Genomic DNA, 18279 nt, shown 5'->3' with positions numbered 1-18279 from the left:
AACCGCCCTCGGATGGAGAACATCACCATGAGCCGCAGCGACGTCCTGGTCGACGCCGACTGGGTCCAGGCCCACCTGGACGACCCGAAGGTCGTCATCGTCGAGGTCGACGAGGACACCTCCGCCTACGACAAGAACCACATCCGCAACGCGGTCCGGATCGACTGGAAGACGGACCTCCAGGACCCGGTCCGCCGCGACTTCATCGACCAGGCCGGCTTCGAGGCGCTGCTCAGCGCCAAGGGCATCGCCAACGACGACACGGTCGTGCTCTACGGCGGCAACAACAACTGGTTCGCGTCGTACGCCTACTGGTACTTCAAGCTGTACGGCCACGGTGACGTCCGCCTGCTCGACGGCGGCCGCAAGAAGTGGGAGCTGGACTCCCGCGACCTCGTCGCCGAGGTGCCGGCCCGCGCCGCGACCTCGTACACGGCGCAGGCCGCCGACGCCTCGATCCGCGCCTTCCGCGACGACGTGATCGACGCCATCGGCAGCCTCAACCTGGTCGACGTGCGCTCGCCCGACGAGTTCTCCGGCAAGCTGCTCGCCCCGGCCCACCTCCCGCAGGAGCAGTCGCAGCGCCCCGGCCACGTGCCGAGCGCCCGCAACATCCCGTGGGCCAAGAACGCCAACGACGACGGCACCTTCAAGAGCGACGACGAGCTCAAGGCCCTCTACGAGGCCGAGGGCATCGACCTGGCGAAGGACACCATCGCCTACTGCCGCATCGGCGAGCGCTCCGCGCTCACCTGGTTCGTGCTGCACGAGCTGCTCGGCCAGGAGAACGTGAAGAACTACGACGGTTCCTGGACCGAGTACGGCAGCCTGGTCGGCGTGCCGATCGAGCTCGGCAACTGAGCCGCCTGCTCCACCCGTAAGGCTGAAGGGAAGACAAGACATGTGCGGTGCGAAGGCCGGTGGGCCGGACCTGGCAGGAGTTGACGTGGCGAACGAGACGATCATCCAGGGTTCCGTGACCCGCGACGGCGAGCCGGTCAACGGCTACGTCCGACTGCTCGACGAGGGCGGTGAGTTCACCGCCGAGGTGCCCACCTCGGCGACCGGCCAGTTCCGGTTCTTCGCCCGCCCGGGCAAGTGGACCCTGCGGGCGCTCATCCCGGGCCAGACCGTGGACCGCCAGGTGGTCGCCTCCCAGGGCAACCTGACCGAGGTCGCGATCGCGGTCTGATCCACCCCGGTGGACGTCGTGCCCGAGGGCCCCTGCCGTGCAGGGGCCCTCGGGCATACCGTGGAGTGGTGCAGGCACGCCGGCGACACCGCTACTACTTCGCCATGATGGGCGTCTGCCTCGGGCTGTTCGTGCTGGCCTGGGGCGTCGTGCGGTTCTGGTCCGTCCCGGTCGCGATCGGCATGTGCGCGGTCGCGATGGTGATCCCGCCCGCCGCCGCGGTGTTCGCGAACCGGCGGGACCCCGAGGACGACTGGTGGAACGACCCGCGCTGGGAGGACCCGAAGTGGGACGACCCCGGCCACGACCGGGACCGCCCCGACCGCGAACCCCGCGGGTAGACGGACACCCGTACGGCCCCGGTCGGCGGCCGGCCGGCCGCGTCAGTAGACGAGCGCCTGCACGCCGTCGGCCATGATCTCGCTGACGAAGACCTGTGCGCCCGCGATCCGGACACCCTCGACGGTGTCCTTCTGCTCGATCCCGCGCCGCGCCGCGCACTGGGTGCAGAGAGTGACCGTGCCGGCCGCCAGGAGCGACTCCAGCAGGTCCGGCAGCGGCGCCGCGTGCGGCAGCTCGAACTCGGCCGCCCTCCCGGGCAGGGCGAACCACGACGACTCGCCGGTCAGCCAGAGCGAGACCTCGACCCCGCTGGCGACGGCCACCGCCGCCACCGTGAACGCCTGCGAGCACCGCTCCGGCGCGTCCGCCCCGGCGGTGACCTTGATGACGAGCTTCTTCGACTGCTGCGACTGAGACGACATGCCGACACCCTAGATCGCCGACGTGGTGGGGCTCACCGAGAACCGTCGGCACCCGGCGGATAGAGTGAGCGCCAGCAAAATCCTTCACACTGTCGCCGCCCTGGGAGCCCCCCGTGTCCGGTCTGGAAATCTTCTTCGACGGTCTGCTGGCCCTCATGGCCGTGCTGATCACCTGGTTCGCCATCTTCGCGGTGATGAAGCTCTACCAGGGCCAGCGCTGACCGGCTGCCGTACGGTTGAAGCAGTCCCGCACCGACGACAGTGACCAGGAACATGATCGAGATTCCCTCTGACCTCCACCGGGACGTCGTCCCGCTCGCCTTCCTCCTCGGCACCTGGGAGGGCGCGGGCGTCTACGACTTCCCCGGTTCGGAGAAGTGCAACTTCGGCCAGGAGATCGTCATCCGCCACGACGGCCGGCCCTTCCTGGAGTTCCGCTCCCGGACCTGGGTGCTGGACGCCGAGGGCGAGAAGATCCGTCCGCTGGAGAACGAGCACGCGTTCTGGCGCATCACCAGCAACCACCAGGGCACCAGCGGTGTGCGGGGGATCGAGATCTCCTCCGTCCGCGACGACGGCACGGTGGAGATCTGGTACGGCGAGCTGGCCGACGGCAAGCCGCAGATCGACGTCTCCACGGACGCGGTGGCCCGGATCGAGGGCTCGCCCGAGTACTCGGGCGGCAAGCGTCTCTACGGCTTCGTCAACGAGGAACTGCTCTGGGTCGGCGAGAAGGCCGCCCCGAACGTGCCGCTGCGCCCGTACATGTCCGCGCAGCTGAAGCGGGTGCTCAGCCCGGCCCAGCTGATCAAGGACATCAACGACCTGCCGGACGACGGCATCGCGTTCTTCCGCTGAGCCGGGGCGTTCCGCGCCGGGCACATCACGCGTGAGGTAGGGACCGGCCCCGCGGCCGGTCCCTACACTTGCCTCAGGACCCCCGACATCGGCAGGGACAGGACCCGTGGCGGACACCGGCACCACCGACTGGCAGCTCTCCGGCGACTGGAAGGCCGGCCTGCGCGAACGCGGCTACCGGCTCACTCCCCAGCGCCAACTCGTCCTGGAGGCGGTCGAGGCACTCGACCACGCCACCCCCGACGAGATCCTCGGTCACGTCCGGCGGACCGCCAGCGGCGTCAACATCTCCACCGTCTACCGGACCCTGGAGCTGCTGGAGGAACTGGGGCTGGTCTCGCACGCCCACCTCGGCCACGGCGCCCCGACGTACCACCTGGCCGGCCGCCACCACCACCTGCACCTGGTCTGCCGGGACTGCGAGCAGGTCATCGAGACCGGGACCGAGATCGCCCAGCCGCTGGTCGACCGGCTGCGCGCGCAGCACGGCTTCGACACCGACCTCGAACACTTCGCCGTCTTCGGCCGCTGCGCCGACTGCACCGCCAAGCGGGCCGGGGCGCAGCCGTAAGCTTTCCGGTATGAAGAGCCCGCTGCTTGCGCTGCCCGGTGCCGTCCCCGCCGAGGGAACCGACGAGGGGGTGGCCGCCCACTACGGCGACCTCTTCCGTGAGCAGCGCAGGCTCGCGCAGGGCTCCGGGTTCGTGGACCTCTCGCACCGCGGCGTGCTCACCGTCACCGGTGACGACCGGCTCACCTGGCTGCACCTGCTGCTCACCCAGCACGTCAGCGCGCTGCCGCCGCAGCAGGCCACCGAGGCGCTGGTGCTCTCCCCGAACGGGCACGTCGAGCACGCGCTCTACCTGGTCGACGACGGCACCACCACCTGGGCGCACGTCGAGCCGGGGACCCAGGAGGCGCTGGTCGGCTACCTGGAGAGCATGAAGTTCTTCTACCGGGTCGAGGTTGCCGACGCGACCGCCGACTACGCGGTGGTCCACCTGCCGGCCGGCTCCACCGCCTCCGCCGAGGGCGCGGCGGCGGTCCGTGAGCTGACCTGGGGGCGGGACCTCTTCCTGCCGCGGGCCGAGCTGGCGGAGCTGACCCGGGAGTACGGCCCGGCGGCCGGGATCTGGGCGTACGAGGCGCTGCGGATCGAGGGGCACCGGCCGCGGCTGGGCTTCGAGACCGACCACCGCACGATCCCGCACGAGGTGGACTGGCTGACCACCGCCGTCCACCTGCAGAAGGGCTGCTACCGCGGGCAGGAGACGGTCGCCCGGGTGCACAACCTGGGCCGCCCGCCGCGCCGGCTGGTCTTCCTGCACCTGGACGGCACCGAGGAGGTGCTCCCCCCGCACGGGACGGAGGTGCGGCTCGCCTCGGACCCGGACGGGCGGGCGCTCGGCTTCGTCACCTCCTCGGCGCGTCACCACGAGCTGGGCCCGGTCGCGCTGGCGATCGTGAAGCGGAACGTGCCGGTGGACGCGGTGCTGCTCGCCGGCCGGGTGCCGGGGACGCAGGACGTGATCGTCCCGCAGTAGCCGCAGCACCCACGCCGTGCACGCCGGCCGTGCACGGCACACACGCCGTGCACGGCGGTCGGGGTCGCTCAGACTTCGACCAGCACCGTGAACGGGCCGTCGTTGACCAGCGCGACCCGCATGTCCGCGCCGAACCGGCCGGTCTCGACCTTGGCGCCGAGCGCCCGCAGCTGGGCGACCACCTCGTCCACCAGCGGCTCGGCGACCGGGCCGGGGGCGGCGGCGTTCCAGGTCGGGCGGCGGCCCTTGCGGGCGTCCCCGTAGAGCGTGAACTGGCTGATGACGAGCAGCGGGGCGCCGATGTCGGAGCAGGACTGTTCCACGCCTGCCGCGTCGGGGGCCAGCAGCCGCAGGGTCCAGAGCTTGCGGGCGAGCTGGGCCGCCTTGGCGGGGGTGTCGTCGTGGGTGACGCCGATCAGGACGCAGAGCCCGGGCTCCTCGATCGCGCCGACGGTCTCTCCGGCCACCGTCACCCTGGCCTCGGTCACTCGCTGCACCACTGCTCGCATGCGGCCATTGTGCCGGAGCCGGTGGGGGCGCCCGCGGGCCCCTGGGGGCGCTCGAAGACTTGGCGCGCGCTGGGTAGCGTGCGCCTGCGCGCCGGTTGGCGCCGCTCTCCCTGCGAAAAGCTTCCGTCATATCAGCCACCCCTCTTCGCCAGGGGGCCGTTCGGGTGCACGGGCGGTGCGGCGGCGGCGGGCGGGGTGGCACGCTGGGGGACCGTACAAGGGGTCCGGGGCGCCAAGGTCCGCCGCGCCGGGCCCGGTTCGGCCAGGAGGCCGAACCGGTGGGTCAGGTGTTCTGGCGGTGTCGCCCTGGCGGGTGGTGCCGGTCGGGGGCGGGAACCTTCGCGGGTGGTCAGGGCGTGGCCCGGAGGGGTACGCGCCACAGGCGCACGCGACGGGAACGGGCCGGGCCGGCGGCAGGCGACGGGGTGCCGCGAGCGGGCGGGATCGGGACGACGGCAGGTGGTTGGCTGATGGACGCGAGCAGTACGGCGCAGGACCGGTACGGGCGGGTGCCCGAAGACCCGGAACCCGGTCCGGCACCGGAGACGGGAACGCCGGGCCTGGGACAGCTGGGCCTGGAGGAGCTGCGGATCCTGCGCAGGGAGACCCTGGAGCAGGAGGCCGACCTCTCCTACCTGCGGCGGCTGCTGCACGGGCGGATGGACATCCTGCTGGCGGAGCTGGACCGCCGGCCCGGCGGCGCGGCCCCCCGCCAGGCGGACGGGGGAGAGCCGGCCGGCGCCCTGCTGGAACGGTTGCCGGCCATCCTCACCGACGCGCCGTCCACCGTCCGTCGGTCCGCCCGGCACGTCACCCTGGGCCCGCCGCGCGGCCAGCAGTCCCAGCTGGAGGCGGACGCACTGATGGGCGACGTGCAGCTGGCCGACCTGGCCGCGCACCCGGCCGAGGAGCTGCTGGCGGCACTGGACCGGCTGCGCGCGCACGAGCGTGAGGTCTCCGGGCGGCGGCAGCTGCTGCTGCGGACGGCGGACGGCTGCAACGCGGAGATCACCCGCAGGTACCGTGATGGGGAAGCACGGGTCGACGACCTGCTCGCAGGCGGCCCGCTCTGACCGGGTGAGGCGCCAGGGGCGGGGCCGTTCCCGGCTCGCCCCCGGCCCACCCTCATTTCCGGAAGGCTCCCGCCATGTCCAACCCCACCGCCCTGTCCGTGCTCGCCGAGGTCGTCCGCTCGGGGTTCACCGAGGGCCGGCACCACGGCTCGCTGGTCCTGCTGGCCGCCGACGGCTCGGTCGAGTTCGCGCTGGGTGCGCCGGACGCGCCGGTGTTCCCGCGCTCCTGTGCCAAGCCGTTCCAGGCGGTGGCCACCCTGCGGGCCGGACTGGCGATCGAGGGTGAACTGTTGGCGCTGGCGGCTTCCAGCCACTCGGCAGAATCGTTTCACCTCGACGGGGTCCGACGGATCCTGACCGAGGCCGGGCTCGACGAGTCCGCCCTGCGGACGCCGGCCGACCTCCCGCTCGACGAGACCGAGGCCGAGCAGTACCTGCGATCCGGCGGAGAGCGCGCGCCGATCCTGATGGACTGCTCCGGCAAGCACGCCGGCTGGCTGGCCGCCTGTGTCGCCAACGGCTGGCCCGTCGACAGCTACCTCGACCCGGCCCACCCGGTCCAGCTGCTGGCCCGCGAGGCGCTGGAGGAGGCCACCGGGGAGACCGCCGGGCACGCCGGGGTGGACGGCTGCGGTGCGCCGCTGCTGGCGGTCAGCCTCACCGGACTGGCCCGCGGCTATCGGGCGCTGGTGCTGGCCGGGGCCGGTACGCCGCAGCGCCGGGTGGCCGACGCGATGCGGGCGCACCCCGAGTACGTCGCCGGCACCCGCCGGGCCGACACCTGGCTGATGCGGGCGGTGCCGGGCGCGCTCTCCAAGATGGGCGCCGAGGCGGTCCAGGTGGTGGCGCTGCCGGACGGCCGGGCGCTCGCCTTCAAGATCGACGACGGTGCCGAGCGGGCCCGCGGACCGGTGCTGGCGGCCGCGCTGCACCGGCTGGGCGTCTCCGCCGAGGACGGGACGGTCGAGCGGATAGCCGCCTCCCCGCTGTTCGGTGGTGGCGTGCCGGTGGGCGGGGTCCGGGCGGCCTTCTGAGCCTCGGCGCCGCGGGCCCCGGCGCCGCGGGCCCCGGCGCCGCGGGCCCCGGCGCCGGCCCCTCGCCGTGGGCCCCGGCGGCCCCGGCCGGCGGTCGTCGGAGTGCGGACGGACGGCCTCCGGTGCACGGTGGACCGGGGGCCGTCGCACAGCTGAGGGAGTCCGTCATGAGCGAGCACGTCTACCGGGTGACCGAGATCGTCGGGTCGTCGACCGAGAGTATCGACGCCGCGATCCGCAACGGGGTCGAGCGGGCCTCCCGGACGCTGCGCAACCTCGACTGGTTCGAGGTGACGCAGGTCCGGGGCCACCTTGAGGAGGGCCGGGTCAAGCACTACCAGGTCGGCCTGAAGATCGGCTTCCGGCTGGACGACGAGGGCTGAGGCGACCCACCCGGACCGAACCGAGCTGGACCGAACCGAGCTGGACCGACCCGTGCTGGACCGAACCGAGCTGGACCGACCCGTGCTGGACCGAACCGGACCGGCCGGACCTCAGCCGAACCGGCCCGGCCCGGACCGCGTCAGTCGCGCTCGGGCAGGACCAGCGGGACGCCGGTGCGCGGATGCGGCAGCACCTCGACCGGGTGGCCGTAGACCTCGCTGAGCAGCGGTGCGCGCAACACCTCGGCCACCGGTCCGTCGGCGACCGTCGCACCGCCGGTCAGCAGCACCACCCGGTCCGCGTAGGCCGCCGCCAGCGTGAGGTCGTGCAGGACGACGACCACGGCGTCCCCGGCGGCGGCCCTGGCCCTGGCGACCCGCAGCACCAGTTCCTGGTGGCGCAGGTCGAGCGCGGCGGTGGGCTCGTCGAGGAGCAGCAGCGCGGTCCGCTGGGCGAGGACCCGGGCCAGGGCCACCCGGGCCCGCTCGCCGCCGGAGAGCGCGGTGAACGGTCGTCCGGCGAAGGCGGTGGACTCGGTCGCGGCCATCGCCTCGGCGACCACCGCGTCGTCCTCGGCGGCGGCGGCCGTACCGGACCAGGGCGCGCGGCCCATCCGGACCACCTCGTCCGCCGGGAACGGGAAGGAGAGGGCGGCCGACTGCGGCAGCAGCGCGCGGTGCCGGGCGAGTTCGGGGGGCCGGTAGCCGGCCAGCGGCCGGCCGAGCAGGCGGACCTCGCCGGCGGTCGGCGGGAGGTCGCCGGCCAGCACGGAGAGCAGGGTGGACTTCCCGGCGCCGTTCGGTCCGAGCAGGGCGACCACTTCGCCGGCCGTCACCCGGACGTCCGCGCCGGCCAGCAGCTCGCGCCCGCCGACGGTCAGCCGGACGGCCTCGGCGGTGAGCAGTTCGGTGCCCGGGGCGGGGCGTGCGGGCACCTCGGGACGGGTTCGCAGTCTCATGCCCAGCCTCCCTGCTTGGTCCGGGTGCGGCGCAGCAGCCAGAAGAAGAACGGGCTGCCGATCAGTGCGGTGAGCACGCCGAGCGGGAGTTCGGCGGGCTCGGCCAGGGTGCGGGCGGCGAGGTCGGCGGCGACCAGGACGAGGGCGCCGCCGAGGGCGGAGGCGGGCAGCAGGAACCGGTGGCCCGGTCCGGCGACCATCCGCAGCAGGTGCGGGACGACCAGGCCGACGAAGCTGATGATGCCGCTGACCGCGACGGCGGCGGCGGTGAGCAGGGCGACCAGGGTGATCAGCACCAGGCGCATCCGCTCGACGTCGACGCCGAGGTGGCGGGCCGGCCGCTCGCCGAGCGCGAGCAGGTCCAGCGGCCGCGCGTACCGGGGGGCGAGGGCCAGTCCGACGAGCGCGAACGGCAGGACGGCCAGCACCTTGCCCCAGGTGGCCTGGGCGAGCGAGCCGAGCTGCCAGAAGGTGACCTGGTTGATCGCGGCGGTGTCGGCGGTGAAGAGGAAGAGGCCGATCAGCGCGCCGCAGAAGGCGTTGACCGCGACGCCGGTGAGGATCAGCGTGACCACCTCGGTGCGGCCGCCGGAGCGGGACATCGCGTACACCGCGAAGACCGTCAGCAGGCCGGTGGCGAAGGCGAAGGCGGTGATGGTCCAGTTGCCGAACGCGTCCAGGCCGAGCACGATGCAGGCGACCGCGCCGACCGCGCCGCCGGAGGAGACGCCGATCACGGCGGGTTCGGCGAGCGGGTTGCCGAAGACGCCCTGCATCAGTGCGCCCGCGCAGCCGAGCGAGCCGCCGACCAGCAGGGCCAGCACCACGCGGGGGAGCCGGACGTTCCAGAGCACCGACTCGGGGACGCGGTCGAGCGGGTGTCCGCCGAGGCCGAGCCGGTGGGCGAACGAGGCGAGGATGTCGCCGAGCGGGATGCGGTAGGCGCCGATCCCGGCCGCGAGCAGGGCGCAGAGCACCAGCGCGACGGCCAGGCCGACGACGACCAGGGTGGTCCGGCTCCGGGGCCGGGCCAGGGGGACGGTCTTCTTCTGTACGGCGGTGGTCACTTGGCGGCCGCCGGGTAGAGCTGTTCGGCGATCTCGCGGATCACCTGCGGGGTGCGCGGGCCGTAGCTGAGCAGTTGGCCGTCCTCGACGGAGACGACCCGGCGGTCCAGCCCGGCGGGGGTCTGGGCGACGCCGGGCAGCTTGAGCAGGCCGTCGACGCCGCCGACGGAGTCGAGGCCCTTGCTCATCACCAGGATCGCGTCGGGTGCCGCCTTGACCAGGGCCTCGCTGGTGAGCGGGGTGAAGTCGCCGGAGAGCCCGGCGGCGGTTCCGGCGTCCTCGCCGCCGACCGCCTCGATCAGCGAGCCCGCGCCGGAGGCCGGGCCTCCGAGCAGGAAGACCGAGGCGCTGCCGCGGAGGTAGAGGAAGGCGACCTTGGGGTGGCGGTCGACGGCCGGCAGGGCGGCCCTGGCCTGGGCGATCCGCTGCTCGGTGCGCTCCTTCAGCTGCCGCCCGGCGTCGGGGACCCCGAGTGCGGCGGCGACGGTGTCGATGCGCGGGCCGACGTCGCCGAGCTTCTTGGCGTCGTCCAGCACGATCAGCGGGACGCCGGCGGCGCGGATCTGTTCGATCGCCTCGGCCGGGCCGGTGGAGCGGTCGGCGAGGACGAGGGTCGGGTGCATCGAGAGCACGCCCTCGGCCGAGACGTCGTGGGCCTGGGTGATCACCGGGAGGGCGGCGGCCTGCTGGAAGGTGGTGGAGACGTCCCGGGCGATCACCTTGGGGCCGAGGCCCAGACTGAAGACGATCTCGGCCAGGCTGCCGTTGAGCGGGACGATCCGGTCGGCGCTGGCGACGGTGACCTGGCGTCCGTCGGCGGAGGCGACGGTGGCCGGGAGCTGCGGGGCGGGCTCGCCGGGCAGCGGTTCGACCGTGTCCGGGGCCTTCGTGACGCCCGTTCCGGTGGCGGCGCCGGTGGAACCGGTGGACGGGCCGCAGGCGGTCAGGGTGAGCAGCAGGCCGAGGGCGAGCAGCAGGAGGGCAGGCCCGAGGGCTGCCCGGCTTCGGGTGGTACTGCTGCTCAACATGGGCCCCTTCGGTGGGAGTTGTCCCTGCTGGGCGCCATGTGTGGGGGGCGACCGGCGGGGCTCTTGACTCATATATTAGGTTAGCCTTACCTCAATCCCGCAAGGGGGTCGGTGGTGTACCGACTCTCTTTCCCCCGTCGCGCCGAGGAGTGATCCGCGTGCCTCTGCCCAGCCGGCTACGTCGTCTGGCCGCCGTCCTGGTGGCCGCCCTGGCTGCCCTGATGACGGCCGCGCTGCTGCCCGGCCAGGCGGTGGCGGCCGAGGGGAAGGTCTCCGGCGGGCGGCTCGACTGGGGGATCAAGCAGTCCTTCCTGACGTACGTCACCGGGCCGATAGCCAAGGGGAGTTGGGCGCTGACCGGAGGTGCGGCGACCGTTTCCGGCAGCGGCTTCCGGTTCCACTCCGCCACCGGCACGTACGATCCGGCGAGCGGCGCGCTGACCGCGGCGTTCTCCGGCGGGGTCCGGTTCACCGGGCACCAGGAGAACGGTGTCAACGTGCTCGACCTGAGTGTCGGACGGCTCACCTTCCGGGCCGCTCCGGGCGGCGCGGCCGGGCTGTACGCGGACATCAGCAGCAGGTCCAAGGAGACCGGCCAGGTCAGCAGTGCGAGCCAGGCCAAGCTGGCCGACCTCTCGCTGGCCGGCGTCGACCTGCGCGGCGCGGCCGGCACCCTGACCCTCAGCGGCGTCCCGGCGACGCTGACCGACGCCGGCGCCAGGGCCTTCGGCAGCTTCTACACCGCCGGGACGGCGCTCGACCCGGTCAACCTCTCGGTCAACCTCCCGGTGGCCCAGCCGGCTTCGACGGCACCCTCGACGGCCCCGACGGCCGCCGCGTCGACCCCGGCCGGGACGTCCGCACCGACCGCCGCACCGACCGCAGCAACGCCCACCACGCCGGCGCCGACCGCCGCACCGACGACGCCGGCCGCCCCGGCGGCGACCCAGGATGCCGTCGCCCGGGCGGAGTTCGGCAACGGCGCGCTCGACTGGGGCGTCCGACGGACCTTCCGCGACTACGTCACCGGCTCGATCGCCCAGGGCCGCTGGGAGCTCACCGGCGGCGCGGCGGACGGCGGCGCCTTCTTCCGTTGGACCCCGGCCAAGGGCGCCTACGACCCGGCGACCGGCGCCCTGACCGCCGCCTTCACCGGTGGCGTCCGCTTCACCGGCCTGAAGACCGGTGACACCCACGGGCTGGACCTCACCCTGGCCAACCTCGGCGTGACGATCGCCGACGGTCAGGGGAGGCTGCTCGCCGACGTCTCCGGCCGGACGCCGGACGGCGCCGCCCAGCAGCTCACCGGCGTCGAGCTGGGCGCCTTCGACCCGGCCGGGCTGAAGCCCGAGGGCGGCCTGCTCAAGGCAGCCGAACTCCCGCTGAAGCTCACCGAGGCGGGCGCCAAGGCCTTCGGCAACCTCTACCCGGCGGGCACCGTGATGGACCCGCTGAGCTTCGCCGTCGCGCTCGACCCGGCCGCCGCCCTCCCGCCGCTGCCCGACATCGGCAGCGCCCCGGCGGCGACGCCGGCCCCGTCGGCGACCGCCTCGCCCTCCGCCGCCCCGGTGGCCGACGCCGCCGATGCGGGCGGATCCGGCGGAGTGCCGACGGCGGCCGTGGTGGCCGGCGTCGTGCTGGTGGCGGCGATTGCCGCGGCCGGCGGCGTGTACACCCTCCGCCGGCGCCGGGCCGCGCCGACGGACCCCCCGGCCACCGCCCCGGCCGACGCGGCCTGACCGCCGCTCCACCTTCCCCCGCTCACCGATCGGAGTACCCCCATGTCCCGCAGCACCGCCCTGCCTTCGGCCGGCCGCCGCAACCGCACCCGGCTGGCGGCCCTGGCCGCCGTCACCGCCGGTCTCGGCCTGGCCGCCGCAGGCGTCCCCGCGCTGGCCTTCGGTGCCGGTGCCCCGACCACCGTCACGTACGACACCGGTTCGCTGGACTGGGGTGTGAAGGCCAGCTTCCGGAACTACGTGACCGGCCCGGTCGGCCAGGGCGCCGTGGAGCTGACCGGCGGCGCCACCACCAACGCCGACGGGACCTTCCACTTCGGTCTGGTGAGCGCCGCCTACGACATGTCCACCCACGCGCTCAGCTCCTCGTTCACCGGCGGGGTCCGCTTCACCGCCCACCACGGCGCGCTCGACGTCGCCCTCAGCGACCTGAGGATCACCACGGCCGGGACGGCCGGCACGCTGACCGCCGACACCGCGTCCAAGGAGTCGATGGGCGCCACCGAGGTCACCCGTCGGGACGACGTGCCGCTGGTGACCTTCACGGTCGCCCGGGACACCACCAACGGCGTGCCGGCGGCGGCCAAGCTCACCGAGCAGGGCGCCAAGGCGTTCGCGGGCTTCTACCAGGCCGGTTCGGACATGGACCCGCTGGCGCTGCTGCTCAAGCAGAGCCCGGCCACCCCGTCCCCGACCGCCACGCCGACCGCCACCGCGACGCCCTCCGCGACCCAGTCGCCCACCGCCACGGGCTCCCCCTCGGCGACGCAGTCCCCGGCCGCGACCCAGTCGCCGACCGCCACGGGCTCCCCGAGCGGTTCTCCGTCGGCCACCCAGTCGCCGAGCGCGACCGGCTCGCCCTCCGCGTCCGGCAGCCCGTCGGCCACCGGCTCCCCGAGCGGGTCCCCGTCGGCCACCGCCACCGGCACCCCGTCGGCCACGACCACGTCGACCACCCCGCCGGCCGCCGGCCAGCTCGCCGTCGTCGACGGCAGCCTGGACTGGAAGGTCAAGGAGAGCTTCCGCAAGTACCTGCAGAGCCCGGTGGCCAACGGCAAGGTCGAGTTCGGCGGCGGCGCGGCCGACTACCGCTTCGGCGGCGCGACCGGCAGCTACGACACCCGGAACCACACCCTGTCGGCGGGCTTCGCCGGTTCCGTCCGCTTCCTCGGCCACCCCGCGGCCGGCGGCTACCAGCTGGACACCACCTTCTCCAAGCTCGGCCTGAGCATCGGCAAGGACGGCGCGTTCCTGACCGCCGACGTCAACGCCAAGTCCCTGGACGGCAAGACGTCCACGCTGTCGGGTGCCCGGATCGCCAAGCTCGACCTGTCCAAGGCCTCCCTCGCCCCGGTCAACGGCGTGGTGACGCTCACCGGCGTTCCGGCCACGCTGACCGCCGAGGGCGTGCCGGCCTTCGCCAACTACCCGGCGGGCGAGGTGCTCGACCCGGTCACCGTCTCGCTGGCCTTCGACAAGAACGCCCAGCTGCCCACCAACCCGGCCGGCGGCGGCACGACGGGCGGGACCGCCGCGGGCGGCACCGGCGGCGGTACCGGCACGGGTACGGGCACCGGTGCGGGCTCGGTGGGCGGTGCCTCGCTCACCACCTCCGGCGGCGCCTCGCTGGGCGGTTCGGGCGTGCTGGCCTCCACCGGCTCGTCCACCCCGGTGGCCCCGCTGCTGGCCACCGCCGGCGGTCTGCTGCTGGCCGGTGGCGGCGCCACCGTCCTGGCCCGCCGTCGCGGCGCGGCCCGGGCCTGAGGACCGGCCGCCGGCTCGACGGTCCCGAGCCGGCGGCCCCACGGGAACGGCCCCGGCGAGCAGCTGCTCGCCGGGGCCGTCGCCGTGCGGGGTCGTTCAGGCGCTCAGCGGGTACCGCGTGTCGAGGTCCCGGAAGATCGCGCCGTTGAGCTGGAAGGCCTGCTTGCACTCCTCGACCACCCGGCGGCGCTCGATCTCGTCCAGCGCCAGCCCCGCGGCGTCCAGCTTGGCCCGGTAGTCGCGCTTGAAGGCGGCCGGGTTGCCGACCTCCTCGAAGACGTAGAACCGCACGCCGTCACCCTTGCGGTCGAAGCCCCAGGTCTTCTCCGCGATGCCGCGGATGATCTGGCCGCCCGACAGGTCGCCCAGGTAGCGGGTGTAGTGGTGCGCGACGTACCCCGCCGGCCACTGCTCGGCCAGCTCCTCCACGCGGGCCGCGTACGCGGCGGTGGCGGGCAGCGGCGACAGCGCGTCGCGCCATCCGGGCCCGAGCAGGTGCGCCAGGTCGCGCTCGATGGCGGCGGTCCGCATCAGGGCCCGGTCGATGAACGGCCCGGCCACCGGGTGCTCCGCCAGCTCGGCGGCCCGGCCCTCCAGGGCGCGGTAGACGTACCAGAGCTGGCCGGTGAGGTCGGCGTAGGCGTCGACCCCGAGGTGCCCGCCGAGGAGCCGGCTCATGAACGAGGACTGTTCCGCGGCCTCGTGTTCCGCGCTGCTCGCGGTGCGCAGCACGGTGGAGAACGGGACGGGCTGCTCGGGTATGGGCATGCGGGCCTCCAGGTATCGAGTACACCCCCGATTGCTTTGGTTAGCCTAGCCTAATCTTTCGTCATGCCGACAGGGTGTCGGGAAGATTCGTACCCCCCGGGAGTCCCGGAGAACGGCGAAGGCCGGGACCCGCGGGACAACCCCGCGAACCCCGGCCTTCGACTGCCGCGACCTGCCCCGAGCCGCTCCGGCGGACGGACCGCCGGGCGGACGAGATCGGTACGACGACTCAGTGGCCGCCCTGCTCCGCCAGACGCTTGATCGACGCGGTGACCTCGGCCTCGGCCTCGGCGCGGCCGACCCAGTTGGCACCCTCGACCGACTTGCCCGGCTCCAGGTCCTTGTAGACCTCGAAGAAGTGCTGGATCTCCAGGCGGTCGAACTCCGAGACGTGGTGGATGTCCTGGAGGTGCTCCCAGCGCGGGTCCGTCGCCGGGACGCACAGCAGCTTGTCGTCGCCGCCGGCCTCGTCCGTCATCTTGAACATGCCGATGACGCGGCACTTGATCAGGCAGCCGGGGAAGGTCGGCTCCTCCAGGATGACCAGCGCGTCCAGCGGGTCGCCGTCGTCCGCGAGGGTGCCCTCGACGTAGCCGTAGTCGGCCGGGTAGCGGGTCGAGGTGAAGAGCATCCGGTCCAGGCGAAGGCGACCGGTCTCATGGTCGACCTCGTACTTGTTGCGGGAGCCCTTCGGGATCTCGATCAGGACGTCGAACTCCAACGGTTCCTCCAAGGTAGGGACTGACAGAATCCAAGTGTCTCCTACGGGAGTGGATGCTCAGGAAAGGGGCCGGGTCGTGCGCGCAGGGGCTGGGGCGGGGGGCCGCCGTCGGGGGACGGCCGCGGGGCTGTTCGGGACGGCACTACTGGTCGCGGGGACGGTGCTGACCTCGGGTGGTGCGTACGCGCAGCCTTCCGCGACACCCGGGGCGACGCCCACGCCCGGCGGGTCCACCGCACCGCCCGGCACCGGCACGCCCGGGCCGGGTACGCCCGCGACCGGCACGCCCGGGGCGGCGTCCGCCTCGGCGTCCCCCGGCTCCGCCGCCCGCCCCGCACCCGCCGCCGGCACGGTGCTGGCCGCCGCCGAGGCCGGCCCGGGCGCCGGACTGCCCACCGCGCAGGGACTCCAACAGGCCCTCGCCCCCGTGCTCGGCGACCGGAACCTCGGCACCGTCAGCCTCGCCGTCGCGGACGCCGCCGACGGTCGGCTCCTGTACGGCAGCGGGGAGAACACCCCGGCCACGCCCGCCTCCACCACCAAGCTGGCCACCTCGGTCGCGGCCCTCTCGCTGATCCCGGCGGAGACCCGGCTGACCACCCGGGTCGTCAAGGGCGCGGCCCCCGGCGGGATCACCCTCGTGGGTGGTGGCGACCCCACGCTGACCGCACTGCCCGCCGACCAGGTGCAGATCGCCGGCCTGCCCGCCGACCCCGACACCGCCCCGGCGTCGCTGGACGCGCTGGCCCGGCAGACCGCCACTGCCCTGAAGGCCGCCGGCACCACCACCGTCTCGCTGGACTACGACCTCTCGCTCTACTCGGGCAACCCGCAGCACAAGAACCACGACGGGGAGAACATCGCGCTGGTCACCTCCCTGATGGTGGACGAGGGCAAGGTCGACCCGAAGAGCCGCGAGGACGCCCCGGCCCGGTTCGCCGACCCGGCCGGCCAGGCCGCCGAGGCTTTCGCCGGCCTGCTGAAGGCCCAGGGCATCACCGTCCAGGGCAAGGCCAAGCAGGCGTCCGCCCCGGCCGCGGCCGACGCCGCGGTGCTCGGCCGGGTGGACTCGCCGACCATGGCCCGGCTGGTCGAACGGATGCTGACCACCTCCGACAACACCCTCGCCGAGGCGATCGCCCGTCAGGCCGCGCTCGCCGCCCGCCAGCCGGCCGGTTTCGAGGGTGCCGCCACCGCGGTCACCCAGGAACTCGCCCGGCTCGGCGTGCCGATGACCGGGGTGGTGATCAACGACGGCAGCGGCCTCCACACCGGCAACGCGATCCCGCCGGTCGTCCTGGTCAGGCTGCTCGCGCTGGCGGGCGCCGACCAGCACCCGGCGCTGCGACCGGTGATGACCGGTCTGCCGATCGCGGGCTTCACCGGCACCCTCGGCAAGCGGTTCGGCGCCGGATCCGGCGCCGCCGACGCGGCCGGGCTGGTCCGCGCCAAGACCGGCAGCCTCAGCGGCGTCAACACCCTGGCGGGCACCGTGGTGGACGCCGAGGGCCGGCTGCTCTCCTTCGCCGTGATGACCCGGACCGGGGCCCCCGTCGACGCGGCCCGCGCCGCGATGGACCGCATCGTCGCCCGGCTGGCGGCCTGCGGCTGCCACTGACCGGCCACTGTGGCTCCCCCCGGCGGACGAGAGCACGTACGGTGAGGGCATGACGAGCGCGAGCGGCGGTGCTGACATGGTCGACTGGAATCTCGCGGTCGCAACCGCGACCAGGCTGGTACGGCCGGGGCCGGAGGTGAGCCGGGCCGAGGCGGCCGCAGTGGTCGCCGAACTGCGCCGGCACGCCCTGGAGGCCGAGGAACACGTCCGGGAGTTCACCGGCATGCGGTCCAGCAGCCTGGCCGAGGCGGTCGCGACCCCGGTGCTGATCGTGGACCGCCCCGGCTGGGTGCGGGCCAACGTGGCGGGGTTCCGCACGATCGTCCAGCCGCTGGTGGAGAAGCTCCAGGCGCGCCGGGCCAACGGCTCCGGCCCCGGAGTCTTCGGCACGGTGGGGGAGAAGGCCACCGGGATCGAGGTCGGCGCCCTGCTGGCCTTCCTGTCCACCAAGGTGCTCGGCCAGTACGAGACCTTCGCCCCGGCCGAGTCCTCGCTGGAGACGCCGGACAGCCCGGCGGCCCTGTTCGACAAGCCGCGGCTCGGCCCCGAGACCGCAGGCCCGGGCCGGCTGCTGCTGGTGGCGCCGAACATCGTGCACGTCGAGCGCGAGCTGGACGTCGACCCGGCCGACTTCCGGCTCTGGGTCTGCCTGCACGAGGAGACCCACCGCACCCAGTTCACCGCGGTGCCCTGGCTGCGCGACCACATCCAGTCCGAGGTGCAGTCGTTCCTGTCCGAGACCGACGTCGACCCGGGGGCGCTGCTGGACCGGCTGCGCGACGCGGCCGGCACGCTCGGCGGCGGCCTGCCCGGACTCGGCGGCCGTGCCGAGAGCGCCCCGTCCGCCGGACTGCTGGAGATCGTCCAGTCGCCGGCGCAGCGCGAGATCCTCGCCCGGCTGACAGCCGTGATGTCGCTGCTGGAGGGCCACGCCGACGTGGTGATGGACGGCGTCGGCCCGGCCGTGGTGCCGAGCGTGGCGGAGATCCGGGAGAAGTTCCAGCAGCGCCGGGACCGCGGCGCCAACCGGCTCGACCTGGTGCTGCGCCGGCTGCTCGGCATGGACGCCAAGCTCCGCCAGTACCAGGACGGCGCGGTCTTCGTCCGGGGCGTGGTCGACCAGGTCGGGATGGACGGCTTCAACCGGGTCTGGACCTCGCCGAACACCCTGCCGACCAAGGAGGAGATCCACGACCCGGCCGCCTGGGTCGCCCGGGTTGCGCGGTAACCCCTTCCGTCCCGCCGTCCGTCCGCCCTC

20 protein-coding genes are annotated in these 18279 nt (G+C 74.0%); 13 read left to right on the top strand and 7 right to left on the bottom strand.

Annotation, left to right across the window (positions count from 1 at the left end):
* The first annotated feature begins 27 nt into the window (after positions 1-27).
* The 3 genes from PUR61_RS37155 (at position 28) to PUR61_RS37145 (ending at position 1533) form a co-directional block, all read left to right on the top strand.
* The gene (locus PUR61_RS37155; protein ID WP_329883989.1) at positions 28-861 is read left to right on the top strand and encodes a sulfurtransferase; all 834 of its coding nucleotides are present in this window, start codon (positions 28-30) and stop codon (positions 859-861) included.
* 40 nt (positions 862-901) lie between these two features.
* Positions 902-1192: a DUF1416 domain-containing protein gene (locus PUR61_RS37150; RefSeq protein WP_030397542.1), complete on the top strand. Its 291-nt coding sequence runs from the start codon at positions 902-904 to the stop codon at positions 1190-1192.
* A gap of 68 nt (positions 1193-1260) precedes the next feature.
* Positions 1261-1533 carry a DUF3099 domain-containing protein gene (locus PUR61_RS37145; RefSeq protein WP_329883988.1) on the top strand — a complete coding sequence of 91 codons (273 nt, stop codon included), beginning with the start codon at positions 1261-1263 and terminating at the stop codon, positions 1531-1533.
* Between the two features lie 42 nt (positions 1534-1575).
* On the opposite strand, the gene PUR61_RS37140 is transcribed toward PUR61_RS37145, so the two are convergent.
* Positions 1576-1956, bottom strand: a complete 381-nt coding sequence (locus tag PUR61_RS37140; protein WP_329883987.1) for a DsrE family protein — start codon at positions 1954-1956, stop codon at positions 1576-1578.
* A gap of 273 nt (positions 1957-2229) precedes the next feature.
* Here PUR61_RS37140 and PUR61_RS37135 point away from each other — a divergent pair, with 273 nt between their 5' ends.
* The 3 genes from PUR61_RS37135 to ygfZ all read left to right on the top strand — a co-directional run bounded on the left by PUR61_RS37135 (position 2230) and on the right by ygfZ (position 4358).
* Entirely contained in the window at positions 2230-2814 is a 585-nt protein-coding gene (locus PUR61_RS37135) for an FABP family protein (RefSeq protein WP_329883986.1), read from the top strand.
* A 106-nt stretch (positions 2815-2920) separates the two neighbouring features.
* Positions 2921-3385 (top strand): Fur family transcriptional regulator, encoded by a 465-nt coding sequence (locus tag PUR61_RS37130; RefSeq protein ID WP_329883984.1) that lies wholly within the window; start codon positions 2921-2923, stop codon positions 3383-3385.
* Positions 3386-3395: 10 nt separating this feature from the next.
* On the top strand, positions 3396-4358 hold the full coding sequence (ygfZ, locus tag PUR61_RS37125) for a CAF17-like 4Fe-4S cluster assembly/insertion protein YgfZ (RefSeq protein ID WP_329883983.1): 963 nt from the start codon (positions 3396-3398) through the stop codon (positions 4356-4358).
* 68 nt (positions 4359-4426) lie between these two features.
* Here ygfZ and dtd read toward each other — a convergent pair whose 3' ends face one another.
* Positions 4427-4867 carry a D-aminoacyl-tRNA deacylase gene (gene dtd / locus PUR61_RS37120; protein WP_329883982.1) on the bottom strand — a complete coding sequence of 147 codons (441 nt, stop codon included), beginning with the start codon at positions 4865-4867 and terminating at the stop codon, positions 4427-4429.
* A gap of 470 nt (positions 4868-5337) precedes the next feature.
* On the opposite strand from dtd, the gene PUR61_RS37115 reads away from it, so the two are divergent.
* The 3 genes from PUR61_RS37115 to PUR61_RS37105 all read left to right on the top strand — a co-directional run bounded on the left by PUR61_RS37115 (position 5338) and on the right by PUR61_RS37105 (position 7357).
* Positions 5338-5940, top strand: a complete 603-nt coding sequence (locus tag PUR61_RS37115; RefSeq protein WP_329883981.1) for an RsiG family protein — start codon at positions 5338-5340, stop codon at positions 5938-5940.
* A gap of 74 nt (positions 5941-6014) precedes the next feature.
* Complete coding sequence (locus PUR61_RS37110) at positions 6015-6974, top strand: asparaginase (protein WP_329883980.1); 960 nt, start codon at positions 6015-6017, stop codon at positions 6972-6974.
* Positions 6975-7141: 167 nt separating this feature from the next.
* Positions 7142-7357, top strand: coding sequence for a dodecin (locus PUR61_RS37105; protein ID WP_329883979.1), 216 nt, complete (start codon positions 7142-7144; stop codon positions 7355-7357).
* 140 nt (positions 7358-7497) lie between these two features.
* Here the strand turns inward: PUR61_RS37105 and PUR61_RS37100 are convergent, their stop codons facing one another.
* From PUR61_RS37100 to PUR61_RS37090, 3 genes are read right to left on the bottom strand one after another with little or no spacing between them, the layout of a single operon-like run.
* Positions 7498-8316: a heme ABC transporter ATP-binding protein gene (locus PUR61_RS37100; protein ID WP_329883978.1), complete on the bottom strand. Its 819-nt coding sequence runs from the start codon at positions 8314-8316 to the stop codon at positions 7498-7500.
* Entirely contained in the window at positions 8313-9383 is a 1071-nt protein-coding gene (locus tag PUR61_RS37095) for a FecCD family ABC transporter permease (RefSeq protein ID WP_380521060.1), read from the bottom strand. The genes PUR61_RS37100 and PUR61_RS37095 overlap by 4 nt, the downstream gene beginning before the upstream one ends.
* Positions 9380-10411, bottom strand: a complete 1032-nt coding sequence (locus PUR61_RS37090; protein ID WP_329883977.1) for a heme/hemin ABC transporter substrate-binding protein — start codon at positions 10409-10411, stop codon at positions 9380-9382. Before PUR61_RS37090 ends, PUR61_RS37095 begins: the two co-directional genes overlap by 4 nt.
* Before the next feature lie 158 nt (positions 10412-10569).
* Between PUR61_RS37090 and PUR61_RS37085 the strand changes: the two genes are divergently transcribed.
* A complete protein-coding gene (locus PUR61_RS37085) occupies positions 10570-12150 on the top strand; it encodes an HtaA domain-containing protein (protein WP_329883976.1) in 1581 nt (526 codons plus the stop codon).
* Positions 12151-12192: 42 nt separating this feature from the next.
* Positions 12193-13914, top strand: a complete 1722-nt coding sequence (locus PUR61_RS37080) for an HtaA domain-containing protein (protein WP_329883974.1) — start codon at positions 12193-12195, stop codon at positions 13912-13914.
* A 96-nt stretch (positions 13915-14010) separates the two neighbouring features.
* Here the strand turns inward: PUR61_RS37080 and PUR61_RS37075 are convergent, their stop codons facing one another.
* Positions 14011-14682: a biliverdin-producing heme oxygenase gene (locus PUR61_RS37075; protein ID WP_329883973.1), complete on the bottom strand. Its 672-nt coding sequence runs from the start codon at positions 14680-14682 to the stop codon at positions 14011-14013.
* A 229-nt stretch (positions 14683-14911) separates the two neighbouring features.
* Entirely contained in the window at positions 14912-15403 is a 492-nt protein-coding gene (locus PUR61_RS37070; protein WP_148643392.1) for an inorganic diphosphatase, read from the bottom strand.
* A gap of 76 nt (positions 15404-15479) precedes the next feature.
* Here PUR61_RS37070 and dacB point away from each other — a divergent pair, with 76 nt between their 5' ends.
* On the top strand, positions 15480-17021 hold the full coding sequence (gene dacB / locus PUR61_RS37065) for a D-alanyl-D-alanine carboxypeptidase/D-alanyl-D-alanine endopeptidase (RefSeq protein ID WP_329883972.1): 1542 nt from the start codon (positions 15480-15482) through the stop codon (positions 17019-17021).
* 49 nt (positions 17022-17070) lie between these two features.
* Entirely contained in the window at positions 17071-18249 is a 1179-nt protein-coding gene (locus PUR61_RS37060; RefSeq protein WP_329883971.1) for a zinc-dependent metalloprotease, read from the top strand.
* The last annotated feature ends 30 nt before the right edge of the window (positions 18250-18279 follow it).

It is taken from the genome of Streptomyces sp. BE20, assembly GCF_036322525.1.
Classification (GTDB): Bacteria; Actinomycetota; Actinomycetes; order Streptomycetales; family Streptomycetaceae; genus Kitasatospora.
Note: the sequence above shows the minus strand (reverse complement) of the source record. Positions and strands in the feature narration are given on the sequence as shown.

Bases quoted from the DNA above. Each gene is read 5' to 3' on its own strand.
- PUR61_RS37080 (WP_329883974.1), top strand. From the start codon at position 12,193: ATGTCCCGCAGCACCGCCCTGCCTTCGGCCGGCCGCCGCAACCGCACC.
- ygfZ (WP_329883983.1), top strand. From the start codon at position 3,396: ATGAAGAGCCCGCTGCTTGCGCTGCCCGGTGCCGTCCCCGCCGAGGGA.
- PUR61_RS37140 (WP_329883987.1), bottom strand. From the start codon at position 1,956: ATGTCGTCTCAGTCGCAGCAGTCGAAGAAGCTCGTCATCAAGGTCACC.
- PUR61_RS37110 (WP_329883980.1), top strand. From the start codon at position 6,015: ATGTCCAACCCCACCGCCCTGTCCGTGCTCGCCGAGGTCGTCCGCTCG.
- PUR61_RS37060 (WP_329883971.1), top strand. From the start codon at position 17,071: ATGACGAGCGCGAGCGGCGGTGCTGACATGGTCGACTGGAATCTCGCG.
- PUR61_RS37115 (WP_329883981.1), top strand. From the start codon at position 5,338: ATGGACGCGAGCAGTACGGCGCAGGACCGGTACGGGCGGGTGCCCGAA.
- PUR61_RS37105 (WP_329883979.1), top strand. From the start codon at position 7,142: ATGAGCGAGCACGTCTACCGGGTGACCGAGATCGTCGGGTCGTCGACC.
- PUR61_RS37155 (WP_329883989.1), top strand. From the start codon at position 28: ATGAGCCGCAGCGACGTCCTGGTCGACGCCGACTGGGTCCAGGCCCAC.
- PUR61_RS37075 (WP_329883973.1), bottom strand. From the start codon at position 14,682: ATGCCCATACCCGAGCAGCCCGTCCCGTTCTCCACCGTGCTGCGCACC.
- PUR61_RS37135 (WP_329883986.1), top strand. From the start codon at position 2,230: ATGATCGAGATTCCCTCTGACCTCCACCGGGACGTCGTCCCGCTCGCC.
- PUR61_RS37100 (WP_329883978.1), bottom strand. From the start codon at position 8,316: ATGAGACTGCGAACCCGTCCCGAGGTGCCCGCACGCCCCGCCCCGGGC.
- dtd (WP_329883982.1), bottom strand. From the start codon at position 4,867: ATGCGAGCAGTGGTGCAGCGAGTGACCGAGGCCAGGGTGACGGTGGCC.
- PUR61_RS37150 (WP_030397542.1), top strand. From the start codon at position 902: ATGTGCGGTGCGAAGGCCGGTGGGCCGGACCTGGCAGGAGTTGACGTG.
- PUR61_RS37090 (WP_329883977.1), bottom strand. From the start codon at position 10,411: ATGTTGAGCAGCAGTACCACCCGAAGCCGGGCAGCCCTCGGGCCTGCC.